The organism is Actinomadura miaoliensis, assembly GCF_039536785.1.
Taxonomy (GTDB): Bacteria; Actinomycetota; Actinomycetes; order Streptosporangiales; family Streptosporangiaceae; genus Spirillospora; species Spirillospora miaoliensis.
On sequence record NZ_BAAAZG010000047.1, the window covers coordinates 296,594 to 318,978 of the forward strand.

Consider the following 22,385-nt stretch of genomic DNA (forward strand, 5'->3'; position numbering starts at 1 on the left):
GCACGGGCGCCGGCGGCATGTACGTGCGCGACTCGGTGCGCCAGTCGGTGAAGCTGCTGATCGTGGGGCACTTCGCGGTCGGCAAGACGACGCTGGTGGGCACCCTGTCGGAGATCCGGCCGCTGCGCACCGAGGAGCGGATGACGCAGGCCGGGGCGCCCGTCGACGACCTGTCCGGCGTCCCCGACAAGACCCACACCACCGTGGCCATGGACTTCGGGCGGCTCACCCTCAGCGACCGGCTGGTGCTGTACCTGTTCGGGACGCCGGGGCAGGGCCGGTTCAAGCGGCTCTGGGAGGACCTGTCGCGCGGGGCGCTCGGCGCCCTGGTGCTGGTCGACACCCGCCGCCTGGACCAGTCCTTCGAGATCATGGACCTGGTGGAGCGGCACGGCCTGCCGTACGCGGTGGCCGTCAACGCCTTCGACGGCGCCCCGGTGTTCCCCGAGGCCGAGGTCCGCGAGGCCCTCGACCTGCATCCCGCCACCCCGCTGGTCACCTGCGACGCCCGCGACCGCGCGTCGTCGGCGCGGGCGCTGATCGCGCTGGTGGACCACCTGATCGCCACCGACCGGGAGGCGTCATGACGACCGAACGCCTGGACGACGACCAGACCCGTGCCGCCGCGGCCCCCTCCCCGTACGGGGCGGGGGCGTCGGGGTGCCCCGTGCACGCCGGCGGCCGGATGCCCCTGTACGGGCCCGAGTTCGCCGCCGACCCGCACGGCGCCTACGCCAAGCTGCGCGCCCACGGGCCGTTCGCGCCCGTGGAGCTGGCGCCGGGCGTCCCGGCGATGCTCGCCATCGGGTACGACGCGGCCCTTGAGGTCCTGCGCGACGACCTGACGTTCATGCACGACCCGCGCGGCTGGCAGGAGACGGTGCCGCCCGACTGCCCGCTGCTGCCGATGATGGGGTACCGGCCGAACGCGCTGTTCACCGACGGCACCGTCCACGCGCGGCTGCGCGGCGCCATCACCGACGCGTTCGCCCGGGTCGACAACACCACGCTGCGCGGCTACGTCGAGCGCAACGCCGACAAGCTGATCCGCCTGATGGGCCCGATGGGCGAGGCGGACCTGCTCAAGGACTACGCCGTCGTGCTGCCGCTGCTGGTGTTCATGGAGCTGTTCGGCTGCCCGCCGGACATCGCCCAGCAGCTGATGTACGGCATGAGCGCCATCTGGGAGATGGAGGAGGCCGAGAAGGGCAACGCGGCGCTGGCCGACGGCGTCCAGCGGCTGGTCCAGCTCAAGCGTCAGCGTCCGGGCGCCGACATCACGTCCTGGCTGATCGCCCACCCGGCGCGGCTGACCGACGAGGAGATGGCGCACCAGCTGGTGGTGCTGATGGGGGGCGGCACCGAGCCCACCCAGAACCTCATCGCCAACGGGCTGCGGTTGCTGCTGGCCGACGACCGGTTCGCCGGTGACCTGTCCGGCGGCAGCATCCCCGTGGAGGACGCCCTCGAAGAGATCCTCTGGACGGACCCGCCGATCGCCAACTACGCGGCCCGTTACCTGGCCCGCGAGATGGAGTTCATGGGCACGGTGCTGCCGGCCAACCAGCCCATCGTCATCAGCTTCGCCGCCGCCAACACCGACCCCGCCAAGGCCACCGACCAGCGGACGGGCAACCGCGCCCACGTCTCCTGGGGCGCGGGGCCGCACGCCTGCCCCGCCAAGAGCCACGCGCGGCTCATCGCGTCGGTGGCCATGGAGCGGCTGCTGGACGGCCTGCCCGACATCGAACTCGCCGTCCCCGCCGAGCAGTTGCAGTGGCGGCCGGGCCCGTTCCACCGGTCCCTGCAGGCACTGCCGGTGAAGTTCCCGCGTGTCCGGAACGCCGACCAGTCCTGGGGCGCGCAGAACGACGCGCTGGAACAGGGGGCAGAACCCGCCGAGGCACCGCCGCGGCCGTCCGTCTACGCCGCGGCGGGCGCCGTCCACCAGCCGCCGCCCGCGCCGGTCCCGGCTCCGCGTGGCGGCTTGCGGGCCGCCGTCGCCCGCTGGTGGAACGGCGAGTAGGGGGTCACCGGTCGCGGGCTCGGCAGGGGCCGGGCGCCCGCGCGGGAGCGCGGGGCGCCCGCCCGGCTCACACCCGGGCGGATTGGCGGATGCGGTCGTACTCGTTGTGCGCGTCCACGAGCGCCAACGCGCCGACCAGCCACGACAGCTCCTCGTGGCCGCCGCCGCGGGCCACGTCGCGCAGCAGCGTGTCGCCGTCGGACGGCAGGTGCAGCCGTTCGGCGGCGCGGACGGCGTGCCGGTCCATGAACGGCCCCGCCTCCGGCCAGAACATCTGGGCGTCGCGGAGGAAGACCGCGCGGCCCGCGTCGTCCATGCCGGGGATCTCCGCCAGCAGCTCGACCAGGCGGTCGTGGTCGCCGCCCGCGGCCCTGCGCAGGTTGCGCAGGTCGCCGTCGTAGCGGTCCATGATCATGCGGGTCGCCTCGCCGAGCAGCCGGGCGGCCCGGTCGGCGTGGGGGTACCCGGCCTGGGCGATCACCTCGGCGCGCCCCCGGTCGTCGGTCTTGCTCATCTCGGGCGCGCTGTCCCAGCGGCGCGACAGCAGCGCGCGGGTGGCCTCGACCGCCTCCCGCGACGGTGCCGCGTCGTCGGCCAGGACCGACAGGCACAGCAGCCGGAACAGCCCGGCCGCCGTGGCGGTGACGGTGAAGCCGGTCTCCTCGGCGACGTAGCCGCGGGGGTGACGGTCCAGCAGGGCGCGCACCGTCGCCTTCGTGCGCTCGTCCATCGGCATGGCCGCTCCTACCCCTGCTTGCGCGCGATGGCCTCGGCCAGTTCCTCCTTGGACATGCGCGAGCGACCCTGCACGTCCAGCTTGGCGGCCCGCTCGTAGAGCTCCTGCTTGGAGTGGCCCTCGACGTCGACGCCGCCGAAGCTCTTGCCCTTGCCCTCGCGGGCCCTGGGGTTCTTGGCACGCGGGTCGGACGGGCCCTTCTGGGCCTTCTTGACCCAGCGGTCGCCCCTCTTCTCGAACTTGTGCTTGAGCGCCGCGTACGCGGTGCGGTGCGCCCGCTGGCCCTCGCCGTACGTCTCGACCGCGCTGTCGTGGGCCTTGGCGAAGGTCTCCTGGGCCTCCTTGTCGGAGCGCTGGAGGGTGCTCGGAAGCTCTTCCTTCCGCGGCTTGCCGCTCTTGGTCGTCTTCGGCATGGCTCCTCCTTTCCTCCCTCTTCGATCCCGCTTTCCAGAAAGGGCGGCCATAAACCGGGAGCGCGCGGCGGCAGGTGCGGCGCCTGTCACAAGGGCGGGGGGCGTTCCGGGGGGCGCGCGGGAAGAGAACGACGGGTTCCGCTCACGGAGAAGGCACGCCCGCGGGCCGGCGGGTGGGCGTGCCCCCTCCCCCCTCCGTGGCCGCCGGGGCCGGGCATACGGGGCCCATGGGCACCGGTGCGGGACGGTTGCCCGTCGGCTCCGCCGACGGTGCCTCCCCCGAGGACTCCTATGACCGGGGCGCCCGGCGACTGCAACGAAAATAGGCACTACGCCCGGGTATGTTCGCGCGACCGCCGTCCCGTGCGACGAGCGGCCGGATTCCTGCGACGAGTGGTCACCCGATCACCCACCGCTACGGCGGGCGGGAGTCGCCCGGTATCCGCGGTGCTCAGAGCTGGGGCGCTGAATCCGGGATGCTCAGTAGTCGTGGCGGGTCATCAGCCAGCACACGGCGACGATGCGGACGAACTCCCAGTCACGGGTGTCGCCGGGGGTCCAGCCGCGTTCCAGCGCGGACTCGGTGAAGCCGACCAGGTAGTCGCCGAGCGACGCGGCGTCGAGCGTCTGGTCGGACGCGGCGAGGAGGTCGCGCACCGCGGCGGCGTGCTGGTCCACCGCTGCCAGCAGCCCGGGTATGCTCGCCATGGCTGTCATCCCGGCGTTGCCCACGCTGCGGGCGACATTGGCCAAGGCATGCGACGGCTTGTCTCGCATGGCCTCGACGTTAGCAAGGCTTTTCCGGCGCTTGACCGCTTCCCCGCCCCGTCCACAGGGCTTTGAGCAGCGGAAACCCCCCAGTCAGAGGGGGATCGCGCACGTCGGACGGCACGCCCGCGACGCCCGATCTTTTACTTCATTTTTTACTCGACGGCGGGTTGATCAGGCGGGCACCCGGGAACGCGCCAGCGCACGCCGGTACACCTTGACGGTCTCCAGGGCGATGCGGTCCCACGAGTAGCGGGAGCGGGCCCGGTCGCTGCCCGCGAATCCCATGGCCGCGCGGCGGGTCGGGTCGGCGAGCAGCGCGCGGATGACGCGGGCGGTCTGCTCGGGTGTCCGGGGCGCGACGTGCACCCCGGTGACACCGTCGATGACGGTGTCCAGGTGACCGCCGACGGCGGTGGCGACGACCGGCACGCCGCAGGCCATCGCCTCCAGCGGCACCATGCCGAACGGCTCGTACCAGGGCAGGGTCACCACCAGGTCCGCCGACCGCAGCAGCCGGGGCACCTCCGCCCGGGTCACCCGTCCCAGGAACGCCACCCGCCGGGCGACCCCGGCCTCCTCGGCCACCCGGCGCAGCCGCCGCACGTCCGGGTCGTCGTCGATCCGCTCGTACGGCGGGCCCCCGGCGACGATCAGCTCCGCGCCGGGGATCCGGTCGAGCGCCCGGATCGCGGTGTCCACGCCCTGGCGTTCGCCCAGCCGCGACAGCATGAGCAGGCGCCGTCCCCGCCGGGACGGGTCGGCCGGCCCCTCCGGGCTGAAGAACTCCAGGTCGACCCCGCAGGGCACGATCGTGATGCGCTCGCGCGGCACCCCCATGCGCACCAGCTCCTCGGCCTCCTCGGAGCTCGTCGCGATCACGGCGTCGGCGGCCTGGCCGATGGCACGTTCCAGCCGGATGCGTCCGGCCGGCCCGGTGTCCTCCGCCCCGCCGTGGCGGTGCTCGACCGTGCCGAGCGCGTGGTACGCCTGCACCATCGGGACGCGCCGCCCGCCGAGATGCCGGATGGCCTGGACCGTGGCCAGGCCGCTCATCCAGAAGTGCGCGTGGGCGATCTCGGGCTGGTCGTCGACCCAGCGCTGTCCCAGGTAGCGGCCGAAGTCGGGGATCCAGGGGAGCAGCTCGTCCCGGGGGATCGGCTCGGCCGGCCCGGCGGGCACGTGCTCGACGGTCACCCCCGGCTCCAGCCGCACCCGCGCGGGCAGGGCCGGGTCGTCGCGGCGGGTGTAGACGGTGACGTGGTGACCCTGCGCCCCGAGACGCGCCGCCAGGTCGGCGACGAACACATGCTGCCCGCCGGGGTCGGCGGGGCCGTTCTCCGCCTCGCCCTCCTCGTCCGGGTCGACGGCGCGGACGGCCAGCGGGCTGGCGTGTTCGGAGATCATGGCGATCTTCACAGGGTCACCTCCGGGAGCAGTCGGCCCCACTCGCGCGGCACGGTGGTCACCCGCGGGCCGCCGGGCCCGCCGGGCCGCCGGCCGCCCGACCGGCCGATCACGCCGGCCGGTCACCGCGATGGGGAAGAAAAGGACTTTCGTGATGTTCGGGGGTGCGGATGGTGGGCGCACCGGGCCGGAACCACGGAGGACTGTGCTGACCCTTCGCGCCGGCGACGTCGCCGGACGAACCGGCCACGTCGCCGCCGAATCGGCGCGGTCGTCGCCTGCCCGTCCCGGCTCGGCGCGTTCGGGCCGGCGGGGACGGGGCGCGCTCACATGGACGCGCGCTGCGCCTCTTCCCGCCTGTCGCCGTGGGTCGCGGCGGCCCAGTCACGCCGGTGCGTGCTCGGCCGGGCGAACCAGGAGCGGAGCATCGCGATCGCGGCGATCGAGCCGGCGAGCGTGACGACCGCGGTCAGCCCGGTGGCGCTCCACTTGGCCCACGTGCCGATCCGCGACGTCCTGCGCTGCGGCCGACGAGCCTTGTTCGACGACTTGCGTGCCTTGTTCGCCTTCATCGCGGGTCCCCTTCATGAGCACGGTTGTTCGCACGCAGGGCATGACGGCCACACCCCCGTGGCGAAAATCGACGGTTACGGCCCCGTTCCGAGACGGACGAGGGAACGAGGCCCGCGCACAGATACCTTTCAGTAACGGGCCGTGCTCAAACTGTTACCGATAAAAATCGGCGCCAGGTTACGGGCCGATCTTCGTTAAGGACGGCCGGGGATGCTGGCGTCCGGGCGCGTCCTCCGGCACGGCTCGCGGCGAACCGCAAGGCTCGCGGCGATCCGCACGCATGGCCGCGCCGAGCCCGAGCACAGCCGGCCCGCCCTCAGCGCGGGCAGGGGTGTCTCAGGCGCGGCGGGGGCGTGCCGTGGCGGCCCTGGGGGCAGGGCGTGAGGTCCGATGACGTTGTCGCGGTCGTTCAGGGTGTCGCGGGCGTTCAGCGGGTGCCGTAGTAGCGCTTCAAGCCGAGGAAGTCCCCCCGGCCCAGGGTGCGCCAGTGGAACTCGCAGGCGCCGACGGCCGGGAACATCGTGAGGTTGCGGTGAGCGGCGCCGTCGACGTGGGCGAGCCCCATGTGGTGCAGGTTCTCGTGGGCGGCGACGCCGACCGCGTCATAGGTGTCGCCGCGGCAGCGCCCGCTGCCGGTCGTCCAGGTCACTCCGCTGGCGTTGAGGGCGACGTCGCCCTCGATCACCTTGCCCCTGCGGAACCACTTGCAGGTGAGGCCGAGCATGGCCTCGCCCTGGTCGAAGCGCATCCAGCCGCGGACGTTGCGCCCGTCGGCCAGGCCGCACGCTCCGCTGGATATGACTCCGGGCGGACGCCAGGTGTGCCCCATCAGGGACTGGCGGACGGCGATCCGGCCCAGGCGGCAGTTGTTGCGTCCTTCCACGGCGATGCGGACCCCCAAGGTGAACGCCCTCTTCTGCTGCGCGACGCTCAGCCTCCGCACCCGGCCGTCGCCCGGGTAGTACCACCATTTCAGCACCGCGCGGCCGCGGCGTGCCGACGGGAGCGGGGCACCGTCGCGTCGGTAGGCGGCGTCCTTGCACGCCGGGATGGGCGCGACGGCCGGAGCCGGGGTGCCGGGAGCGGGCGAGGCGGCCACGGCGCGGACCGTCTCCGGCTCGCGGGCCGCCGGCCCGCCGGAGGCGTCCAGCGGGCCGCCGGGCGCGTCCCTCGGGCCGCCGGGCTCCTGGTCGGACACGACGACCAGCTTCCTGGCGAGGTCCACCCGCACGACCAGCGTCCGCATGCTCTCCCCGGGGGCGGTGCCGAGGCTGGACGCCGCCACCGAGGAGCCGTCGGCGGGCACCACGGCGCCCAGGCCGTTCGGCCCCTCCAGCAGCGCGGACCGCGGGTCGCACCTGGTCATGTCGATGACGTAGGGCATGCGGGCGACCCGCAGCGTCTCCCTCGGGCACGGTTCGGCGGCGATCCTCGACCCGCGCGTACCCGGCTCCGTCCCCGCCGCGGCCGGTGGGTCCGGCGCGCGGCTCGGCGTCGCCCGGTCCGCCGGCGCGGGCGCGCGTTCCGCCGGACCCGCCGTGACCAGGGCGCCGAGCGCCGCCAGCGCCGCCAGGCCCATCGCGATCGTGCGCCCGTGGGCGCCCGCCCGGCGGTGCCGTGTGCTGTCCATGCTCACCCCGCATTGCTCTTGGCCAGGACGACCAGCCGTTGCCTGTCGGAGCCCGGCGGATGGCACGTGACGAGCGTGAGCGACCGGGTGCGCGGTGCGGCGTCCGGCTGGAACGGGACCGGCGCGAGCACCGAGCGCCGTCGCGGCGACATGATCGTCTTCCGGTACACCCGGTAGGTGTGCCGCCGCGCCCCCTCCGCCAGCACGAGCCGGTCACCGTCGCGCAACCGGTGCAGCAGCCGGAACGGCGCCGAATGCGTCGTGCGGTGGCCGAGCAGCACCACGTTCCCGATCGCGCCGGGGCGCGCCGTCCCCGGGTAATGGCCCACCCCGAGGGCGAGCACGCGCGGCGACACGCCTTCCCTGACGCGTAGCCGCTTGTGCAGGCGCGGAATGACGAGAAACGTCGTCGCGGAGCGGCGGCCGGGGCCGCGCGCCAGGGCCGTCGCGGGTTTGGCGGACGCGGCGGGCGTCTCCGTCGTCGCGGGTGCCGGTGGTGCCGTGGGCGGGGCCGCTTTCGCGGCAGCCGTCGGCGCGCCGGGCGCGAGCGCCGTGCCGAGCGCGCCGGCGAGCGCCGCCGCGATGCCGAATCTGACGAACCAGTGAGCAGACAATTCCACTTCCAGCCGAGGATGCGGGAAACATGGGCGCCACACTCCGGCCATTCGGGTCGCCGGCCGCGGGGTGCGTTTCCACTAGCCTGAAACGGGTTGCCGGCTCGGACGCACCACCGGAATCCGGCGGCCGGTGAACAATCGCCGGGCCTGTCGCCCGTGGTCATACCCACCTTCCACGCCGGGGCGGCCGTATTGGTGTCTTGTTGGCCGACTGATTGCCGGGCACGGGAGAGAGGATGACGCCGGGACTGTTTCCGGTCGCGGCGCGGAGGGACGCGGAGTGGACGGCTTCGAACGTGATCGGCTGAGCCGCTTCGGCTGGGCGCGTAAACCGCCGAACCGGATGACGATCGAAGAACTCGGACAAGCCCTGACATTCCTGGAATCCTGCGATATGACCGACGACCCGCTCGCCCACGCGCTCGCCGCCGAGCTGGCCAGGCGCATGGCCGCCAGGGTCCTGTGGAACGGCAACGGGCACACGACCGCCCTGGGCTGAGAAGAACCACGGGACTTCGAGCGCATGGTCCGGCGCGCGGCCCGGCGCGCGATGGCGCCGGTTCGGTTCGTCGAGTCATCTGGCTGATCCCGGCCTGTGCGGATGAATCCGAGTGCGCCCATGTGCCGGTGTCGGCCTGATCAGGTGGGGGATGCGCGATTGTCGCGCCGGAATGTCGGTGGCGGCATAAGCCGGGATTCGAGAAAATCATCGCCTGTGCCCGCCGGGGTGCGCGCGTATGTCTGGTGTCGGAAGAGACGCCGCGCTCATCCGTGTTGCGGTCCCGATGGCGGTTGCGGCGTTTTTCGGGGACTTCGAAAAGGCGCGTCACCGCGGTTCGCGCGGGGTGCGAAAAGGACGCGCCGGGACATCGGTCGTCTTGATCAAGAGAACGGTCGATCTTGTTAAAGAAATCAGGTGGCCAGGTGTACTTCGCCGCTCCGGTGTCATCCTGATTCACGGGCCCGCCGAAAGGAAACGGGCACCGGCCGGGCGGTGTTCGGATACCGCTTTTTACGGCCTCATTCATCGTTCTTGGACGTCACTCGCCAGTGAGTTCTTGTCTTTGAAGGGATGCGTGAGATGGGAGCCCAGGGGCTGAGTGCGAAGACCGTTCCGCAGCGAACCGGGCGGACGGTTCCCGCGACGGCGGCGCTTTCGACGGAGGAAGTCGACACCAGTGTCGCCGCCGTTCCAGCCGTTTCTCGATCCGCCCGCGGCGGACCGCGAAAAAGCGTTTTCTTCTCTTTCCTCCTGCCCGCGGTGGACGGGGCAGCGATGACGCTCGCGGCCCTGTCGGCAGGGGCCGCGCGGCCTGTCGCGGCATTCGGGGCGGCCGCCGTGACGGTCGCCTCGTGCGGCCTTTCCGGGGGCCTTTACCAGCGTCGCCGAGTGCTTTCTCTGGTGGACGACCTGCGGGCGATGCTGATTCCCGCGCTCGTCGCCGGAATGTTGGCCGCCCTGGCTTTCCTGGGCAGTCCGTGGACACCTTTTCCCGACACCTGTGCGCTCGGCCTGTGGGTCGCTCTCCTGTTCTGCGTGACATCGCTGGCGGGCCGGTCCCTGTGTTACGCGGCGGTGCGGGCGTGGCGCAGACGACGGATTTCCGCGCCGTCCGCCCTCGTCATAGGAAGCGGGCCGTTCACCAGCCATGTGCTGGACGTGCTGCAACGACACGCCGAGTTCGGCCTGAAGCCGGTGGGGCAGATCGTGTGCTACGGATCGGTGCCGCAGGCGGAGGGACGCGCCCCTGTCCTCGGCGGTCTGCTCGATCTGCGTCGCGTCATCGGAACGCACGGCGTCACCACCGCGGTCATCGTCGCCGAGGAGGTGCCGCGCCGCCACATCGAGGTCGTGGCCCGGGTCTGCGGGGCGCTGGGGTGCGAGGTGCTCCTCGTGCCCTCGACCGTGGAACTGATCTCCGGTGTCGGGACGCGCGCGGAGCATCTGCGCGGGATCCCGTGCGTGGCGATTCCGCACCGTCCCCACGGACTCCCCTCGTGGTCCGCCAAGCGCGCCTTCGACGTCCTCGTCGCCGCTCTGGCCCTCGCCGCCGTCTGGCCGCTCATGGTCGCCTGCGCGATCGCGGTGCGGATCGAGGGCGGCCCCGGGGTGCTGTTCCGGCAGCGCCGGGTGGGCGTCGGCGGCCGGACCTTCATGGTGCTGAAGTTCCGCACGCTCAAGCCCGCCGACGAGAAGGAGTCCGACACGCGCTGGAGCGTCGACGGCGACGACCGCATGGGGCCGGTCGGGCGGTTCCTCCGGCGCTCCTCCCTGGACGAGCTGCCGCAACTGTGGAACGTGCTACGCGGCGACATGAGCCTCGTCGGGCCGCGCCCCGAGCGCCCGCACTTCGTCCAGCGGTTCTCGGACGAGTACAGCGGCTACGCGATGCGGCACCGCGTGCCGGTCGGCATCACCGGCTGGTCCCAGATCCACGGGCTCCGCGGCAACACCTCGATCGAACTGCGCGCCAGGTACGACAACCACTACATCGACAACTGGTCCTTCTGGGGCGACCTGAAGATCCTGCTGCTGACCCTGCAGGCCGTGGTGAAGGCGCCGTGATGAGGACGGCGCTCGTTCCGCCCGCGCTCATCGCCGTCACGGTGGTGTGCGTGTGCCTGCCCCGGGGGCCGGCCGACCTGGACGCGACGGTGCAGGTGACCCCGGCCGACGTGGCCAGCGCCGTGCTCGTCGCGGTGGCCGCCCTGGCGGCGGTGCTGGGACGGCGCAGGCTGCCCCCGCGCGCGCTCGTCGCGTTCGGTCCGCTGATCGTCGCGCTCGGCGTGACGACGATCCTGTCGACGGACATCGCGGTGAGCCTGGTGGGGGCGGCCCGGTTCCTGCAGGTCTTCGCGTTGGTCCCGCTGGCCGTGATGCTGGCCGTCCGGGAGCGTCGCGACCTGGTGCTGGTGTGCGGGGCCGTGCTGGCGGCCGGGCTATTCGAGGCGGTGTACGGGATCGTCCAGGCGGCCACGGGCACGGGCGCCTCCTACGGGGGGCGCGGCGTGCGGGCCGTCGGGACGTTCGGCGCGATGGACGTCATGGCCTTGGCGTCCGTCGTCAGTTACGGGCTCGTCGTCGCCCTGGCGTTCCTGCTGACCTCACCGTCCAGGCGGCGGTCCGGTGCGCTCACCGCCTTCCTGTGGTGCGCGTTCGGCGTTCTGGCGGTGGCGCTCGCCCTGTCGCTGAGCCGGGGCAACTGGATCGCGGTGGGGGCGGCCCTGACGGTGATGGTGGTGCTGTACAGCCGGATGCTGGCACTACGTGTCGCGGTCTGCGCGAGCGCGGTCGCGGTCGTCATGGTCGGCGGGCTGGGGATCGCGTCGGGGACCCTCGTCGAACGCGCCCGGTCCATCACCGAGACGACGAGCACGCCCGACCAGTCGGTGGTGGACCGCTACAGCCTGTGGAGCACGGCCGCCGGCATCTGGCAGGACCACCCGGCGGCGGGGGTGGGGGTCAAGAACTTCTCCGCCTACCGCGACACCTACGCGCCGCTCCAGCTGTCGGCGGCCAGCGACACCGCCGACTCGGTCAACGGCTTCGTCCGTCAACCGCTGCTGTCCCCGCACAACGAGTACCTGCTGATCCTCAGCGAGCAGGGGCTGCTGGGGTTCACCGGGTTCGCGGTGCTGCTGGCGACCCTGCTGTGGGGGCTGCTGCATCCGCCGGGCGGCTCGCTCAAGCGCGCGCGCAGGGACCCATTGTGGCTGGTCGCGGCCGGGTTCATGACGGCGCTGCTGTTCAACTTCCTGTACGGAGACCTGGGAGGGCCCACGTCCGTGCTGACTTCGGTGATGATCGGGCTGACCGCCGTGATCGCCCTCGGCCCGCCGTGGGCGGACGGCGCTGCCGGACTTCAGAGAACACGCCTGCGGGGATCGGGATCCGGGAGTTCCGGCGGCCCGGCCGTCGGGTCCGCGCCGCGAGGCGGCCGCCGCACGCCTGGAGGCGCCGATGACGGCCGTTGACGCCGCACCCGCACGCGGGGTGTCGGTCGGGCGCGCGACGGCCGTCTCCGGCCTTCTCATCGGCACGGGCACGGTGCTGGGGTTCCTGCGCGACCTGACCATGGCGCACCAGTTCGGGGCCACCAGCGGCACCGACGCGTTCCTGGTCGGCTGGACGATCCCCGAGACGGTGTCGCCGCTGCTCATCGAGGACGCCATGGCGCTGGCGGTGGTGCCCGCCATCAGCCACGCCCTGCACCGGCACGGCGGCGTGCGGCCGCTGGTGGCCGCCGCGCTGCCCCGTCTGACCGCCCTGCTGGCCCTGACGGCCCTGCTGACCGCCGTGGCGGCGCCGTACCTGGTCAGCGTGCTCGCGCCCGGCCTGAGCGACGCCACCGACGCCGTGCGCTGCGTACGGCTCACGTCGCTGACCATCCTGACGTTCGGCATCGCCGGCTTCATGGGCGCGACCCTGCGGGCGCACCACTGCTTCGGCCCGCCGGCGGCGATCTACGCCGCGTACAACGTGGGCATCCTGGCGATGATCGGGGCGTTCCACGAGCCGCTGGGCGTCACCAGCGCGGCCCTAGGGGTCGCGTTCGGCAGCCTGCTCATGGTCGCGGTGGTGGCGCCGATCTTCGCGCGCTGCGTGACGCCGGCCCGCGCCTCCGCCCGGACGGAGCGGGGCGAGGCGGGGAGCCGGGCGGCCTTCGTGGGGCTGGCCGCTCTGGCGCCCATCGTCATCTGGAGCCTGACCCGCCAGGCCCAGACGCTGGTGGAGCGTTTCCTTGGGTCGTCCCTGGCCGAGGGCTCGATCTCCTACCTCAACTACGCCCAGAAGGTGGCGCAGGTGCCGACGATGCTGTCACTGCTTCTGGTGACGGTGACGTTCCCCCGGCTGGCGCGGGCGTCGGCCGACGGCGACCTGGGGCAGATACGCCGGCGCATGGAAATGGACGTGGTCGGGGTGGGCGCCATGGTGCTCTGCGCGACGGCGTTCCTGATCGCGTTCGCGCCTTCGGTCATCTCGATCCTGTTCCAGCACGGCCGCTTCACCAAGGACGACACCGACACCACCGCGCTCATCATGCGCGTCTACTCGCTGGGCCTCCTGGGGCAGGCGATGGTCGGTGTGGCCGGACGCGGGTTCTTCGCCCATCGCACGCCGCGCTGGTACCCGGTCCTGTGCGTCGCCATCGGACTGGTGGTCACCGCGATCGTGGGTGTAGCGACCCTGGGCGTCTTCGGGGTGGGCGGTCTCGCGGCGGCCAACGCCCTGGGCATCAGCGTCGCGGCCGTCCTGCTGTTCGTGGGCCTGCGTTCGCGCGTGGCACCGCTGTCCTTGCGCCGTACCGGAAAGGACCTCGTCACGCTGCTGTTCGCGGCCGTGCTCGCCACAGCCGTCGGGTGCCTCCTGCAAGAGGGGCTCGCGAAGGAAATGCCCCCCGTCCTCCTGCTGGCGCTGGGAGGGGTCGTCCTGCTCGCGGTTTTCGGTACGGCGCTGCTGGTGGCGTGCGCGTACCGGGGGTTCACCACCCCGGCGCGGGGGGCGGCCACAGGAGAAGGAACGAGCCCGTTGGAGTTCTACTTCCCCTTCGTCGTTCGGGCCACCAGTCGTGTCGTCAGTCGTTTTGATCGGGGGGGAGTCCGGTGATCCAAGGGCAGCCGGTGGGGCGAGAGCAGCCAGTGGAACAGCAGCCGGTGCGGCCGCAGCAGCCGGCGGAACAACAGCAGCCGGCGGAGAAGCCGCGCACCAGGATGCCGTGGATCCTGATGTACCACTCGGTGGGCCGCACGGACGACGACCCGCACCTGATCACGGTGTCACCGGCGCAGTTCACGCGTCAGATGCGCTGGCTCAAGTCGCGGGGGCTGCGCGGGGTGAGCATGCGCGAGCTGCGGCGCGCCGAGAGCGACGGGGGCCTCCGGGGGCTGGTGGGCCTGACATTCGACGACGGCTATGCCGACTTCGCGGTACGGGCGGTCCCCACGTTGCTGCGGTTCGGTTTCACCGCGACCGTCTTCGTGGTCGCCGACCGCATCGGGTCCTACAACACCTGGGACGAGGGGCCGTGCAAGCCCCTGATGACGGCCGACCAGATCTGCCAGGTGCGCGCCATGGGCATGGAGGTCGCCTCACACGGGCTGCGGCACGTCTCCCTCCCCGACGCCGACGACGACGAACTGTGCACCGAGCTGCGCCGTAGCCGCGCCGTCCTGGAAGAGGTCATCGAAGAACCGGTGACCGGGTTCGCCTACCCGTACGGGCACGTGGGCCCCCGTGAGATCGACGCGGTACGCGCCGCCGGTTACGACTACGGGTGCGCGATCTGGTCCGACACCTACGACGTGCACGCCCTGGCCCGCACCTACATCGGCGAACGGGACCACGGCCTGCGCATGCGCGTGAAGGTCGTGCGCCACCAGCTGCGGTGGAGGACGCGGATATGACCCGGGTCCTGCACATCATCACCGGGCTGGGACGCGGCGGCGCCGAGCAGCAGCTCCTGGACCTGATACGGCACATGTCCGGGCTGGTCGACAACGAGGTCGCGGTGCTGTCCCGGCCCGGTCCCGTCGCCGTCGCGCTGCGCGAGCACGGCGTGCCCGTGCATGCGGTCGGCATGCGCGGCAACCGGGACCTGTCCGCCCTGCCCAGGCTCGCACGGCTCATCCGCGCCGGGGGCTACGACGTCGTCCACACCCATCTCTACAGGGCATGCGTGTTCGGACGCATCGCCGCGCGCATCGCGGGAGTGCGGACGATCATCGCCACCGAGCACTCCCTGGGGCACGGGCACATCGAGGGCCGCTCCACCACGGCCGCGGTGCGGATGCTGTACACCGCGACCGAACGCCTGGGCACGACCACCGTCGCGGTGTCCCCGACAGTGGCCGAACGTCTGCGTGGCTGGGGCGTGCCTCCCGACCGCGTCACGGTGATCCCGAACGGCATCGACGCGGAGGCGTTCGCCTTCCACGCCGAGCGGCGCGCACGTGTACGCGCGCGGCTCGGCCTCGACCCGAACGCCTTCGTCTTCGGCGCTGTAGGGCGGCTGGTCCCGACCAAACGCTTCGACCTCCTCATCCAGGCGTTCGCACACCTGGACGACGGGCTGCTCCTGATCGTGGGGGACGGCCCCCAGCGCGCGGCACTCCATCGCCTCGCGGACAGCAGCGGCGTGGCGGCGCGGACGATGTTCGCGGGGGAGTCGGGCGACGTGCCCGACGTGCTCTCCGCCATCGACGTGCTGGCCGCCCCCTCCGAGCAGGAGACGTTCGGCCTCTCCGTCATCGAGGGCCTCGCCGCAGGGCTCCCGGTCCTCTACACGGCCTGTCCGGCCCTGGACGACCTGCCGCCGGGGATGGTCCCGGCCCAGGCCCGGCATGTGCCCACCGGACTGGTGGCCTGGCGGGCGGCACTGACCCGTTGCCTGCTCCAAAGCCCCACGCGGTGGCCCCCACCCGAAGCCGTGCAGCACTACGACATCCGTGTTCACGCGAAGACGCTTGCCGAACTGTATGAGAGCCACCGCCACCGCCCGGCCAAGGGGGCCCGGGCGGCATGGCCTGCCGTGGCACCGCGACAGTACGAAAGGGCGGAGCATGCCGGACTCTAAGTCCATCAACAGCGAACGACCCGAATCCAAGCCGTCCCGGGTGAAGGCACCCCTGGCGCTGGTGACGCGGAAGAAGTCACCACGCCGGGGTGGCGAGCGCTCGTTGCGGCCCCGGCCGAAGCGGTCCGGTCAGCGGCCAGGCGTCTGGCGGTTCGCCCGCCACCTTGTGTCGCGGGTGGTGCTGTTCGTGTTCGTCGTCCTGCTGGGGGCCTTGGGCGGCCTCGCCTACGCGCTGCTCACGACCCCGGTCTACAAGGCGACCTCCCACGTCATCGTGGTGACCGGACAGAAGGGGTCCGACCAGCTCGCCGTCAACTTCGCCCAGGCGTACGGGAGGCTCGCCGCCCAACGGCAGACCCTCGCATGGGCCGTCAGCCCCCCGGTTCCCCAGGGGGCGAACCCGACCAAGCACGTCCAGGCGTCCACGTCGCCCGACACGCCCCTCATCCAGCTCACCGGCTCGGCGCGCACCGCCGACGGCGCCGTGGCCTACGCCAACGCCGCCGCCGACGCCCTGGTCCGCTACAGCGCGGTCCGCTCCGAGGAGACCGGCGTCCACGCCGCCCTCATGAGCGCGGCGGACCGTCCCTCCGCGCCCGCCTCGCCCAACCTGGTGCTGAGCCTGGCGATCGGAACGGCCACAGGCATCCTCCTGGCCGGGCTGCTGGCCACCGTCGCCTCCGGCATCCGAGGGCAGTTCCGCGAGTACCGGCGCCTCCACCCGGAACAGTTCCAGCCGCCGGCCGAACCGGCCGGACCGGCCGAACCGGCCGAAACGCGCGAAGAGCCCGTGCGGCAACGCACCCGCCCGCGACGACGGAACGGGCGGCCCCAGGGGAAAGGGGCCGTGCCCAAGAAACTGGCCGCGCGCTGACGCGCCATCACGCCATGACCCACATGTCTTCGGGGGGCAGACATGACCAGCCAACAAGAACCGATCCGCGTTCTGCACGTGTCCCAGCCGACAGACGGCGGCGTCGCGGTCTACGTCACCCAGGCGTGCCGGGACCAGATGCGCCGTGGCTGGGAGGTCGCCGTTGCATGCCCCGCGGAGGGAACGCTGCCGGGCAATCTGCGCATCCACGGCGTCCCGCACATCGCGTGGACCGCCGGGCGCGCACCGGGGCCGAAGACACTGGCCGAGTCACGCCAGTTGCACGACATCATCGGACGCTACCGGCCGCACATCGTCCACCTGCACTCGTCCAAGGCCGGGCTGGCGGGCCGCATGCGCACGGTGCACGGAACACCGCTCATCTTCCAGCCGCATGGGTGGTCGTGGCTGGCGGCGCGCGGCGCACAGCGCACGGCCAGCATCAGGTGGGAACGGTTCGCGGCACGTCGTGCCAAGGCGGTCATCTGCGTGGGCGAGGGGGAGCTTCAGCAGGGGCAGCAGGCCGGGGTGGACGCGCCCTACGCGCTCGTCCGCAACGGCGTGGATCTGCGCCGGTTCCAGCAGGCCGACTCGTCCGCACGGTTCGCGGCACGCAGGCTCCTGGGCGTACCCGCCGAGAAGCCGCTGGCGGTCTGCATCGGCCGTGTCACACGGCAGAAGGGCCAGGACGTCCTAGCCGCCGCGTGGCCCCGTGTCAGGGAACGCTGCCCTGACGCCCAACTGGTGATGGTCGGTGACGGCGACATGCTGCGCCGTGTGCGCGTCTACGCCACCGACGGCATACGGTTCGTCCCACCGGTCGCCGACCCCCGCCCATGGCTGGTCGCCGCCGACGTGGTGACGATGCCGTCGCGCTGGGAAGGACTGCCGCTCGCCGCCCTGGAGGCATTGGCCATCGGCCGTCCCGTGGTCGGCACGGACATCCCAGGGCTCACCGAGGTCGTCACCCCGGACGTGGGGGCGCTCGTGCCCATGGACGACCCGGCGGCGCTGGGCGCCGAGGTCGCACGCAGGCTGCTCTTCCCGGAACTCGCCGAGATCGAGGGAAAGGCGGCCGCCCAGCGCGCCGCCGGATTCGACGCCATGCGGACCTTCGCCCAGCTGGCCGTCATCACACAGGACCTCGCCACCGCCGCGTACCCGGTGGCAGGCGCGCCCGGGACCGCCTACGGGCGTGAACCCGTCGCTCAGCCGGTGACCCGCCCCGCCTCCGCCAGACCTCTGGCGGAGGCGGGGCCGGGCGTGGGTGCGGACTGATGGCGTCAAGGCGACCGCGACACGTTCGGCGAGACGGCCGGCGACGCCGCGGCGGTGCGGAACGGGCTCAGCCAGCCGGCGGCCCTGCCGAACAGCGAACGGTAGACCTCGGACGACCGCGGGTTGTCGGAGCAGCGCCACACCCCGTGCGGGCAGTAGTCGGAGATCGTCTGGTACTCCGCCCTGTGCCGGGTTATCCAGTCGAACATGTCCCGGATGTAGTCCGGATTATCGGAATTCCGGAACAGTCCCCATTCGGGAAAGGAGATCTTCTTGCCGTGCGCGCGGGCGAAGTCGACATGGGCCTGCAGACCGTAGGGTTCCTTGACGAACTCGTCGAAGTCCTTGCCGACGGGCTGGTCGTAGACGTCCATGCCGATGATGTCGACCACGTCGTCGCCCGGATAGCACTCGGGCCAGGCGATGGCGTCCATGCCCCGGCTGGGCGTGAAGTCGAACTGGAAGCGCGCCCCCTTCACCGAGCGCATGGCCGCGACGATGCGCCGCCAGTAGATCTTCCACATCTCCGGGTTCGGGGCGCATCGGCCGGTGTAGGTGATGCCGTTCATCTCCCACCCCAGCACGATGATCGTGTCCGCCGCCTCGGCGTCGACGAGCCGTTCGGCGAGCCGGACGAAATGCGTGTCGAACGCGCCCGTCGCCCCGCCGCGCAGCAGCGCCGAGACGACGTTGTCGGGCAGCGGCACCTCATTGGGCGCCAGCATGGGAACGTTCACGACGAGCTTCCGCCGCGGATCGGCCGCGCGCCATTCTCCCCACGACCTGACCAGGTTGCCCGGACCCTCGATTCCCGCCCAGGTCTCTCCGGGCAGATACGTGTGGCCCACGGTGACCGGCGCGTCGAGCCATTGCTCGAATTCGGCGAGCCGTTCCACCCCGGCGGCGCCCGACCCGACGAACGCGCCCAGTGGAACGGCGGGGCCCTGCGGAGCGGCCGGGCTCCCCGGAACGGCCGGGCTTTCCGGACGGGGCGAGCCGCTCGCGACGGTCGAGGCCGCCGCGACGTCCGAGCCTCCCGGTACGGCCGAACTGCCCGGAGCGGCCGGATCCAGCGACACCGAGGCCCCGGTGCGAACGGCGGAGCCACCTATCTCGAAACGCATTCCCGCCATCGTCACGGCCCAGACCGCGGCGGCCATCGCCGCGGCGAGCAGGCCCCGGCCGAGCCGCCGCCGGAAGCGATCGCGGGAACGCGGGAAAGGGCCGTCGTCATGGCGGGCTATCCCGAAACTCATAGCTGGGTTATGCCCTTTGTCTCCCCGCCGCGAGCAATGAAATCGCCAAGCCTTCGTCGGACCGCTTATTTGGGAGTGAATATGCGGCTGGATGTCAAGTGTCCGGTTGTCGGCCTTATGGGGCGGTGCCGATGAGCCGCCACGACCCCGTCGACGCCGAGTTCGACACCGAACTTCCCGTCCTGGTGCTGCGGACGGACGCCAACATGTTCCACCACGGCACCGTGGGGGTGATCCGCTCGCTCGGCCGCGCCGGCGTGCCGGTGCACGCCGTCCTGGAGAGCGGCGCCGTCCCCGCCGCCGCGTCCCGCTACCTGCGGCGACGGCACCGCTGGGGCCCGCCCGCCCCCGACGGCGCCCCGGCCGCGCTGGTCGCGCACCTGAACCGGATCGGGCGGCGGATCGGACGGCCCGCGCTGCTGGTCCCGATGGACGACGGCGGCGCGATATTCATCGCCGAGAACTCCGCCGCGCTCGCCGAACGATTCGTCTTCCCCCGGCAGGAAGGGGGGCTGCCCCGGACGCTGGCGAACAAGTCCACGCTGGCCGACAGATGCGCCGAGGCCGGCGTCGCCTACCCGGAGATCCGCCTTCCGCTGTCCGGCCAGGACGTCGACGAGGCGATCAAACAATGGGGCCTGCCGGTCATCGGAAAATGGGCGAAGCCGTGGCGCCTCGGCCCGGGGCAGCGCAGCACCTCCGTTCTCCGGACGCCCGAGGACGCCCATGCGCTCTTCGCCGCGGCAGCGGACCGGCCCGCCGCCGGGCCGCTGATCCTGCAGCGCGGAATCGTCTCGCCGCAGGCGGCGGACTGGTTCTTCCACGGATACTTCGACGACGCCTCCCGGTGCCTGTTCGCCGGAACCGGACGCAAAAGACTGGCCTGCCCACCGGGGGCCGGGCAGACCGTGGTCGGGGAATGGCTGCCCAATCCCGAACTGGAGGAGATCGGGCGCACCCTGGGACGCGTCCTCGGCTACCGCGGCGTGGTCGACCTGGACTTCCGTCTGGTGCCCGAGTCCGGCACCTACTTCCTGCTCGACTTCAACCCGCGGCTCGGCGCCCAGTTCCGGTTGTTCACCGACCGGCGCGGCCTGGACCTGGTGCGCGTCATGCACCTGGACCTGTCCGGCCGGCCGGTCCCGTTCGTCCGGCCCCATTACGGCCGCACCATGGTGGTCGAGAACCATTACCTGCGGCCGTCGGTGCTGAGGGCCGCCGGCGGCATGTCCAGAACGCGCCTGCTGGGAACCGCGGAGGAGTATGCCTGGCTGGCGGGTGATGATCTCAAGCCATTTCTGCTCATGGGGGCGCAAAGCGTCATCCGGGCGGCGGAAAAAATCGCCGCGCCGAGGCTTTCCGGGGCACGACGGGGTAGGAGCGCGGCGTCCGAGGGAACGAAGAGAACGGTCAGCGCCTGACCCGCCGGGCGCCGCCGGAAGTCGGCAAGGAAATCGGGGGAGAACATGTACGACTCGGTCATCGACGTGCTCGTCGTCGGCGCCGGTCCCTATGGCCTGTCCGTGGGAGCCTACGCGCGTCACGTGGGGCTGAGAGTGCGCGTCATCGGCACTCCCATGGACTTCTGGCGCAACAACATGCCGACGGGAATGTTCCTGAAGTCCGAACCGTTCGCCTCAAGCCTGGGCAGCCCCGTCCCCGGCCTGTCGTTCCGCGAGTACAACGGCGGCTGGCCGGAGGGGCTGCCCATCCCCATCCACACCTTCATCAGCTACGGCCAGTGGTTCGCCGAGCACGCCGCCCCCGAGCCCGAGCCGTCGCAGGTGCTGCGCGTCGAGGGCGAGCCCGGCCGCGTCTACACGGTGACGCTGTCCACCGGCGAGGAGGTCCGGACCCGCACCGTGGTGCTGGCCGTGGGCGTCGGCCCGTTCGCCCACGTTCCCCGCCAACTGGCGTCGTTGCCCACGTCACTGGTCACGCACAGCGTCGTCCACCGCGAGTTCGACCGGTTCGCCGACAAGGAGGTCATCGTCGTGGGGGCGGGGCAGTCCGCCCTCGAGACCGCCGTGCTGCTCGCCGACTGCGGGGCCCGCCCCGTCGTGCTGGCGCGCACGCCGCAACTGGAGTGGAACGCCCTGCCCGGCAAGACCAGCAGCCCCCTGCAGACACTGCTGCACGGCCCCCAGTCGGGGCTGGGGCGCGGCTGGCGCACATGGGTGTGGTCGGAGCACCCGCAGACCGTCCGGTACCTGCCGACGCGCACCCGGCAGCACATCGTGAAGAACACCCTGGGCCCCGCGGGGGCCTGGTGGCTCCGCGACCGCATGGACAGCCGCGTGGGACGGATGCTGGGACGCCGCGTGGTCAACGCCGCCCCGCACGGCGACGGCCAGGTGCGCCTGATCGTCGAAGACCGGCGCGGCGACCGCACCGAGGTGCGCGCCGACCACGTCATCGCCGCCACCGGATACGTCCCCGACGTCGACCGGATCTCCGTCCTTCCCCCGGACCTGCGCCGCAGGCTGCGCCGCACCCTCCTTTCCCCCGCGCTGGACGCCAACTTCCAGTCGTCGCTGCCCGGCCTGTACTTCGCGGGCCTGACCGCCGCCGCCACGTTCGGCCCGGTCATGCGCTTCGTCCACGGCGCCGACTTCGCGGCCCGCCGCATCGTCGGCCACCTGTCCGAGACGATGGGCACGGGCACCGCCCAGCAGGACATGATCGCCTATCCCCACGAAGCCACCATGCCCCGCTGACCGCCGCGCAGGGGCTCCTGCCACAGGGGCCCCTGCGCGCACAACCCCGCCTAAAGCCCCCGCTGGTACGAATTACCTGTCGGACGCTCCACAATTTTGTGGACCATCATGCCGGGGTCGGATAACCGCGGCGGCTGACATTGGCCGCGTCTCCAAAATCGTGCGGAGCAATGCCGGGACGGGGTTGTAGTGTCGAGGCATGGCAGGAAGTCGAGATCAGCTGCGGCAGACATGGGAACGAGCACGTGACGATCTTCATAAGAGGCTCCGGATGACACCGATGCAGTCGGCCGACCGTAGGGCCCTGGCGCGCGCCTTCGATGTCTACCACGCCACCCTGGTGGCATGGCTGACATGCGAGTATCCCACGCTGCGAGATATGTCGGACATTCCCGGCCTGACGCACTCGGAGTGGAAACCCTCACCGGGCGGCGTCGCGTCATGACCGACCCTAACCCACACCGCCCCGCGTTTTCGTCCACCCGACGCTTTCACCCGCCGAGATCTTCCGCGAAA

General features: G+C 72.0%; 20 protein-coding genes. 12 read left to right on the plus strand and 8 right to left on the minus strand.

What is annotated here, in order from left to right; all coding sequences use genetic code 11:
- Positions 1-17: 17 nt before the first annotated feature.
- On the plus strand, positions 18-587 hold the full coding sequence (locus ABD811_RS30635) for a GTP-binding protein (protein WP_344954983.1): 570 nt from the start codon (positions 18-20) through the stop codon (positions 585-587).
- Complete coding sequence (locus tag ABD811_RS30640; protein ID WP_344954710.1) at positions 584-2,026, plus strand: cytochrome P450; 1,443 nt, start codon at positions 584-586, stop codon at positions 2,024-2,026. The genes ABD811_RS30635 and ABD811_RS30640 overlap by 4 nt, the downstream gene beginning before the upstream one ends.
- A 67-nt stretch (positions 2,027-2,093) precedes the next feature.
- On the opposite strand, the gene ABD811_RS30645 is transcribed toward ABD811_RS30640, so the two are convergent.
- From ABD811_RS30645 to ABD811_RS30675, 7 genes are all read right to left on the minus strand, one after another.
- Positions 2,094-2,756, minus strand: a complete 663-nt coding sequence (locus ABD811_RS30645; protein WP_344954712.1) for an HhH-GDP family DNA glycosylase — start codon at positions 2,754-2,756, stop codon at positions 2,094-2,096.
- A gap of 14 nt (positions 2,757-2,770) precedes the next feature.
- Positions 2,771-3,175 (minus strand): ChaB family protein, encoded by a 405-nt coding sequence (locus tag ABD811_RS30650; RefSeq protein ID WP_344954714.1) that lies wholly within the window; start codon positions 3,173-3,175, stop codon positions 2,771-2,773.
- A gap of 480 nt (positions 3,176-3,655) precedes the next feature.
- Entirely contained in the window at positions 3,656-3,883 is a 228-nt protein-coding gene (locus ABD811_RS30655; protein ID WP_344954715.1) for a DUF6401 family natural product biosynthesis protein, read from the minus strand.
- Positions 3,884-4,117: 234 nt separating this feature from the next.
- Positions 4,118-5,362 carry a glycosyltransferase gene (locus ABD811_RS30660; protein WP_344954716.1) on the minus strand — a complete coding sequence of 415 codons (1,245 nt, stop codon included), beginning with the start codon at positions 5,360-5,362 and terminating at the stop codon, positions 4,118-4,120.
- A 314-nt stretch (positions 5,363-5,676) separates the two neighbouring features.
- Positions 5,677-5,922, minus strand: coding sequence for a hypothetical protein (locus ABD811_RS30665; protein WP_344954717.1), 246 nt, complete (start codon positions 5,920-5,922; stop codon positions 5,677-5,679).
- Between the two features lie 428 nt (positions 5,923-6,350).
- Complete coding sequence (locus ABD811_RS30670) at positions 6,351-7,553, minus strand: hypothetical protein (protein WP_344954719.1); 1,203 nt, start codon at positions 7,551-7,553, stop codon at positions 6,351-6,353.
- Between the two features lie 2 nt (positions 7,554-7,555).
- Positions 7,556-8,218: a class E sortase gene (locus ABD811_RS30675; protein WP_344954721.1), complete on the minus strand. Its 663-nt coding sequence runs from the start codon at positions 8,216-8,218 to the stop codon at positions 7,556-7,558.
- Between the two features lie 232 nt (positions 8,219-8,450).
- Here ABD811_RS30675 and ABD811_RS30680 point away from each other — a divergent pair, with 232 nt between their 5' ends.
- The 8 genes from ABD811_RS30680 to ABD811_RS30715 all read left to right on the plus strand — a co-directional run bounded on the left by ABD811_RS30680 (position 8,451) and on the right by ABD811_RS30715 (position 17,896).
- The gene (locus tag ABD811_RS30680; RefSeq protein WP_344954722.1) at positions 8,451-8,669 is read left to right on the plus strand and encodes a hypothetical protein; all 219 of its coding nucleotides are present in this window, start codon (positions 8,451-8,453) and stop codon (positions 8,667-8,669) included.
- Between the two features lie 777 nt (positions 8,670-9,446).
- Complete coding sequence (locus ABD811_RS30685) at positions 9,447-10,736, plus strand: sugar transferase (protein ID WP_344954724.1); 1,290 nt, start codon at positions 9,447-9,449, stop codon at positions 10,734-10,736.
- The gene (locus ABD811_RS30690; protein WP_344954726.1) at positions 10,736-12,145 is read left to right on the plus strand and encodes an O-antigen ligase family protein; all 1,410 of its coding nucleotides are present in this window, start codon (positions 10,736-10,738) and stop codon (positions 12,143-12,145) included. The genes ABD811_RS30685 and ABD811_RS30690 overlap by 1 nt, the downstream gene beginning before the upstream one ends.
- Entirely contained in the window at positions 12,132-13,778 is a 1,647-nt protein-coding gene (gene murJ, locus ABD811_RS30695) for a murein biosynthesis integral membrane protein MurJ (RefSeq protein WP_344954728.1), read from the plus strand. The genes ABD811_RS30690 and murJ overlap by 14 nt, the downstream gene beginning before the upstream one ends.
- Positions 13,775-14,575 carry a polysaccharide deacetylase family protein gene (locus ABD811_RS30700; protein ID WP_344954730.1) on the plus strand — a complete coding sequence of 267 codons (801 nt, stop codon included), beginning with the start codon at positions 13,775-13,777 and terminating at the stop codon, positions 14,573-14,575. Before murJ ends, ABD811_RS30700 begins: the two co-directional genes overlap by 4 nt.
- Positions 14,572-15,744, plus strand: coding sequence for a glycosyltransferase (locus tag ABD811_RS30705; protein ID WP_344954732.1), 1,173 nt, complete (start codon positions 14,572-14,574; stop codon positions 15,742-15,744). Before ABD811_RS30700 ends, ABD811_RS30705 begins: the two co-directional genes overlap by 4 nt.
- The gene (locus ABD811_RS30710; protein ID WP_344954734.1) at positions 15,731-16,618 is read left to right on the plus strand and encodes a Wzz/FepE/Etk N-terminal domain-containing protein; all 888 of its coding nucleotides are present in this window, start codon (positions 15,731-15,733) and stop codon (positions 16,616-16,618) included. The genes ABD811_RS30705 and ABD811_RS30710 overlap by 14 nt, the downstream gene beginning before the upstream one ends.
- Positions 16,619-16,660: 42 nt before the next feature.
- The gene (locus ABD811_RS30715) at positions 16,661-17,896 is read left to right on the plus strand and encodes a glycosyltransferase (RefSeq protein ID WP_344954735.1); all 1,236 of its coding nucleotides are present in this window, start codon (positions 16,661-16,663) and stop codon (positions 17,894-17,896) included.
- 5 nt (positions 17,897-17,901) lie between these two features.
- Here the strand turns inward: ABD811_RS30715 and ABD811_RS30720 are convergent, their stop codons facing one another.
- Positions 17,902-19,152: a glycoside hydrolase family 26 protein gene (locus tag ABD811_RS30720; RefSeq protein ID WP_344954737.1), complete on the minus strand. Its 1,251-nt coding sequence runs from the start codon at positions 19,150-19,152 to the stop codon at positions 17,902-17,904.
- A 131-nt stretch (positions 19,153-19,283) separates the two neighbouring features.
- Between ABD811_RS30720 and ABD811_RS30725 the strand changes: the two genes are divergently transcribed.
- Positions 19,284-20,573: a carboxylate--amine ligase gene (locus tag ABD811_RS30725; protein ID WP_344954739.1), complete on the plus strand. Its 1,290-nt coding sequence runs from the start codon at positions 19,284-19,286 to the stop codon at positions 20,571-20,573.
- Between the two features lie 45 nt (positions 20,574-20,618).
- On the plus strand, positions 20,619-21,869 hold the full coding sequence (locus ABD811_RS30730) for an NAD(P)-binding domain-containing protein (RefSeq protein WP_344954741.1): 1,251 nt from the start codon (positions 20,619-20,621) through the stop codon (positions 21,867-21,869).
- Positions 21,870-22,385 lie beyond the last annotated feature (516 nt).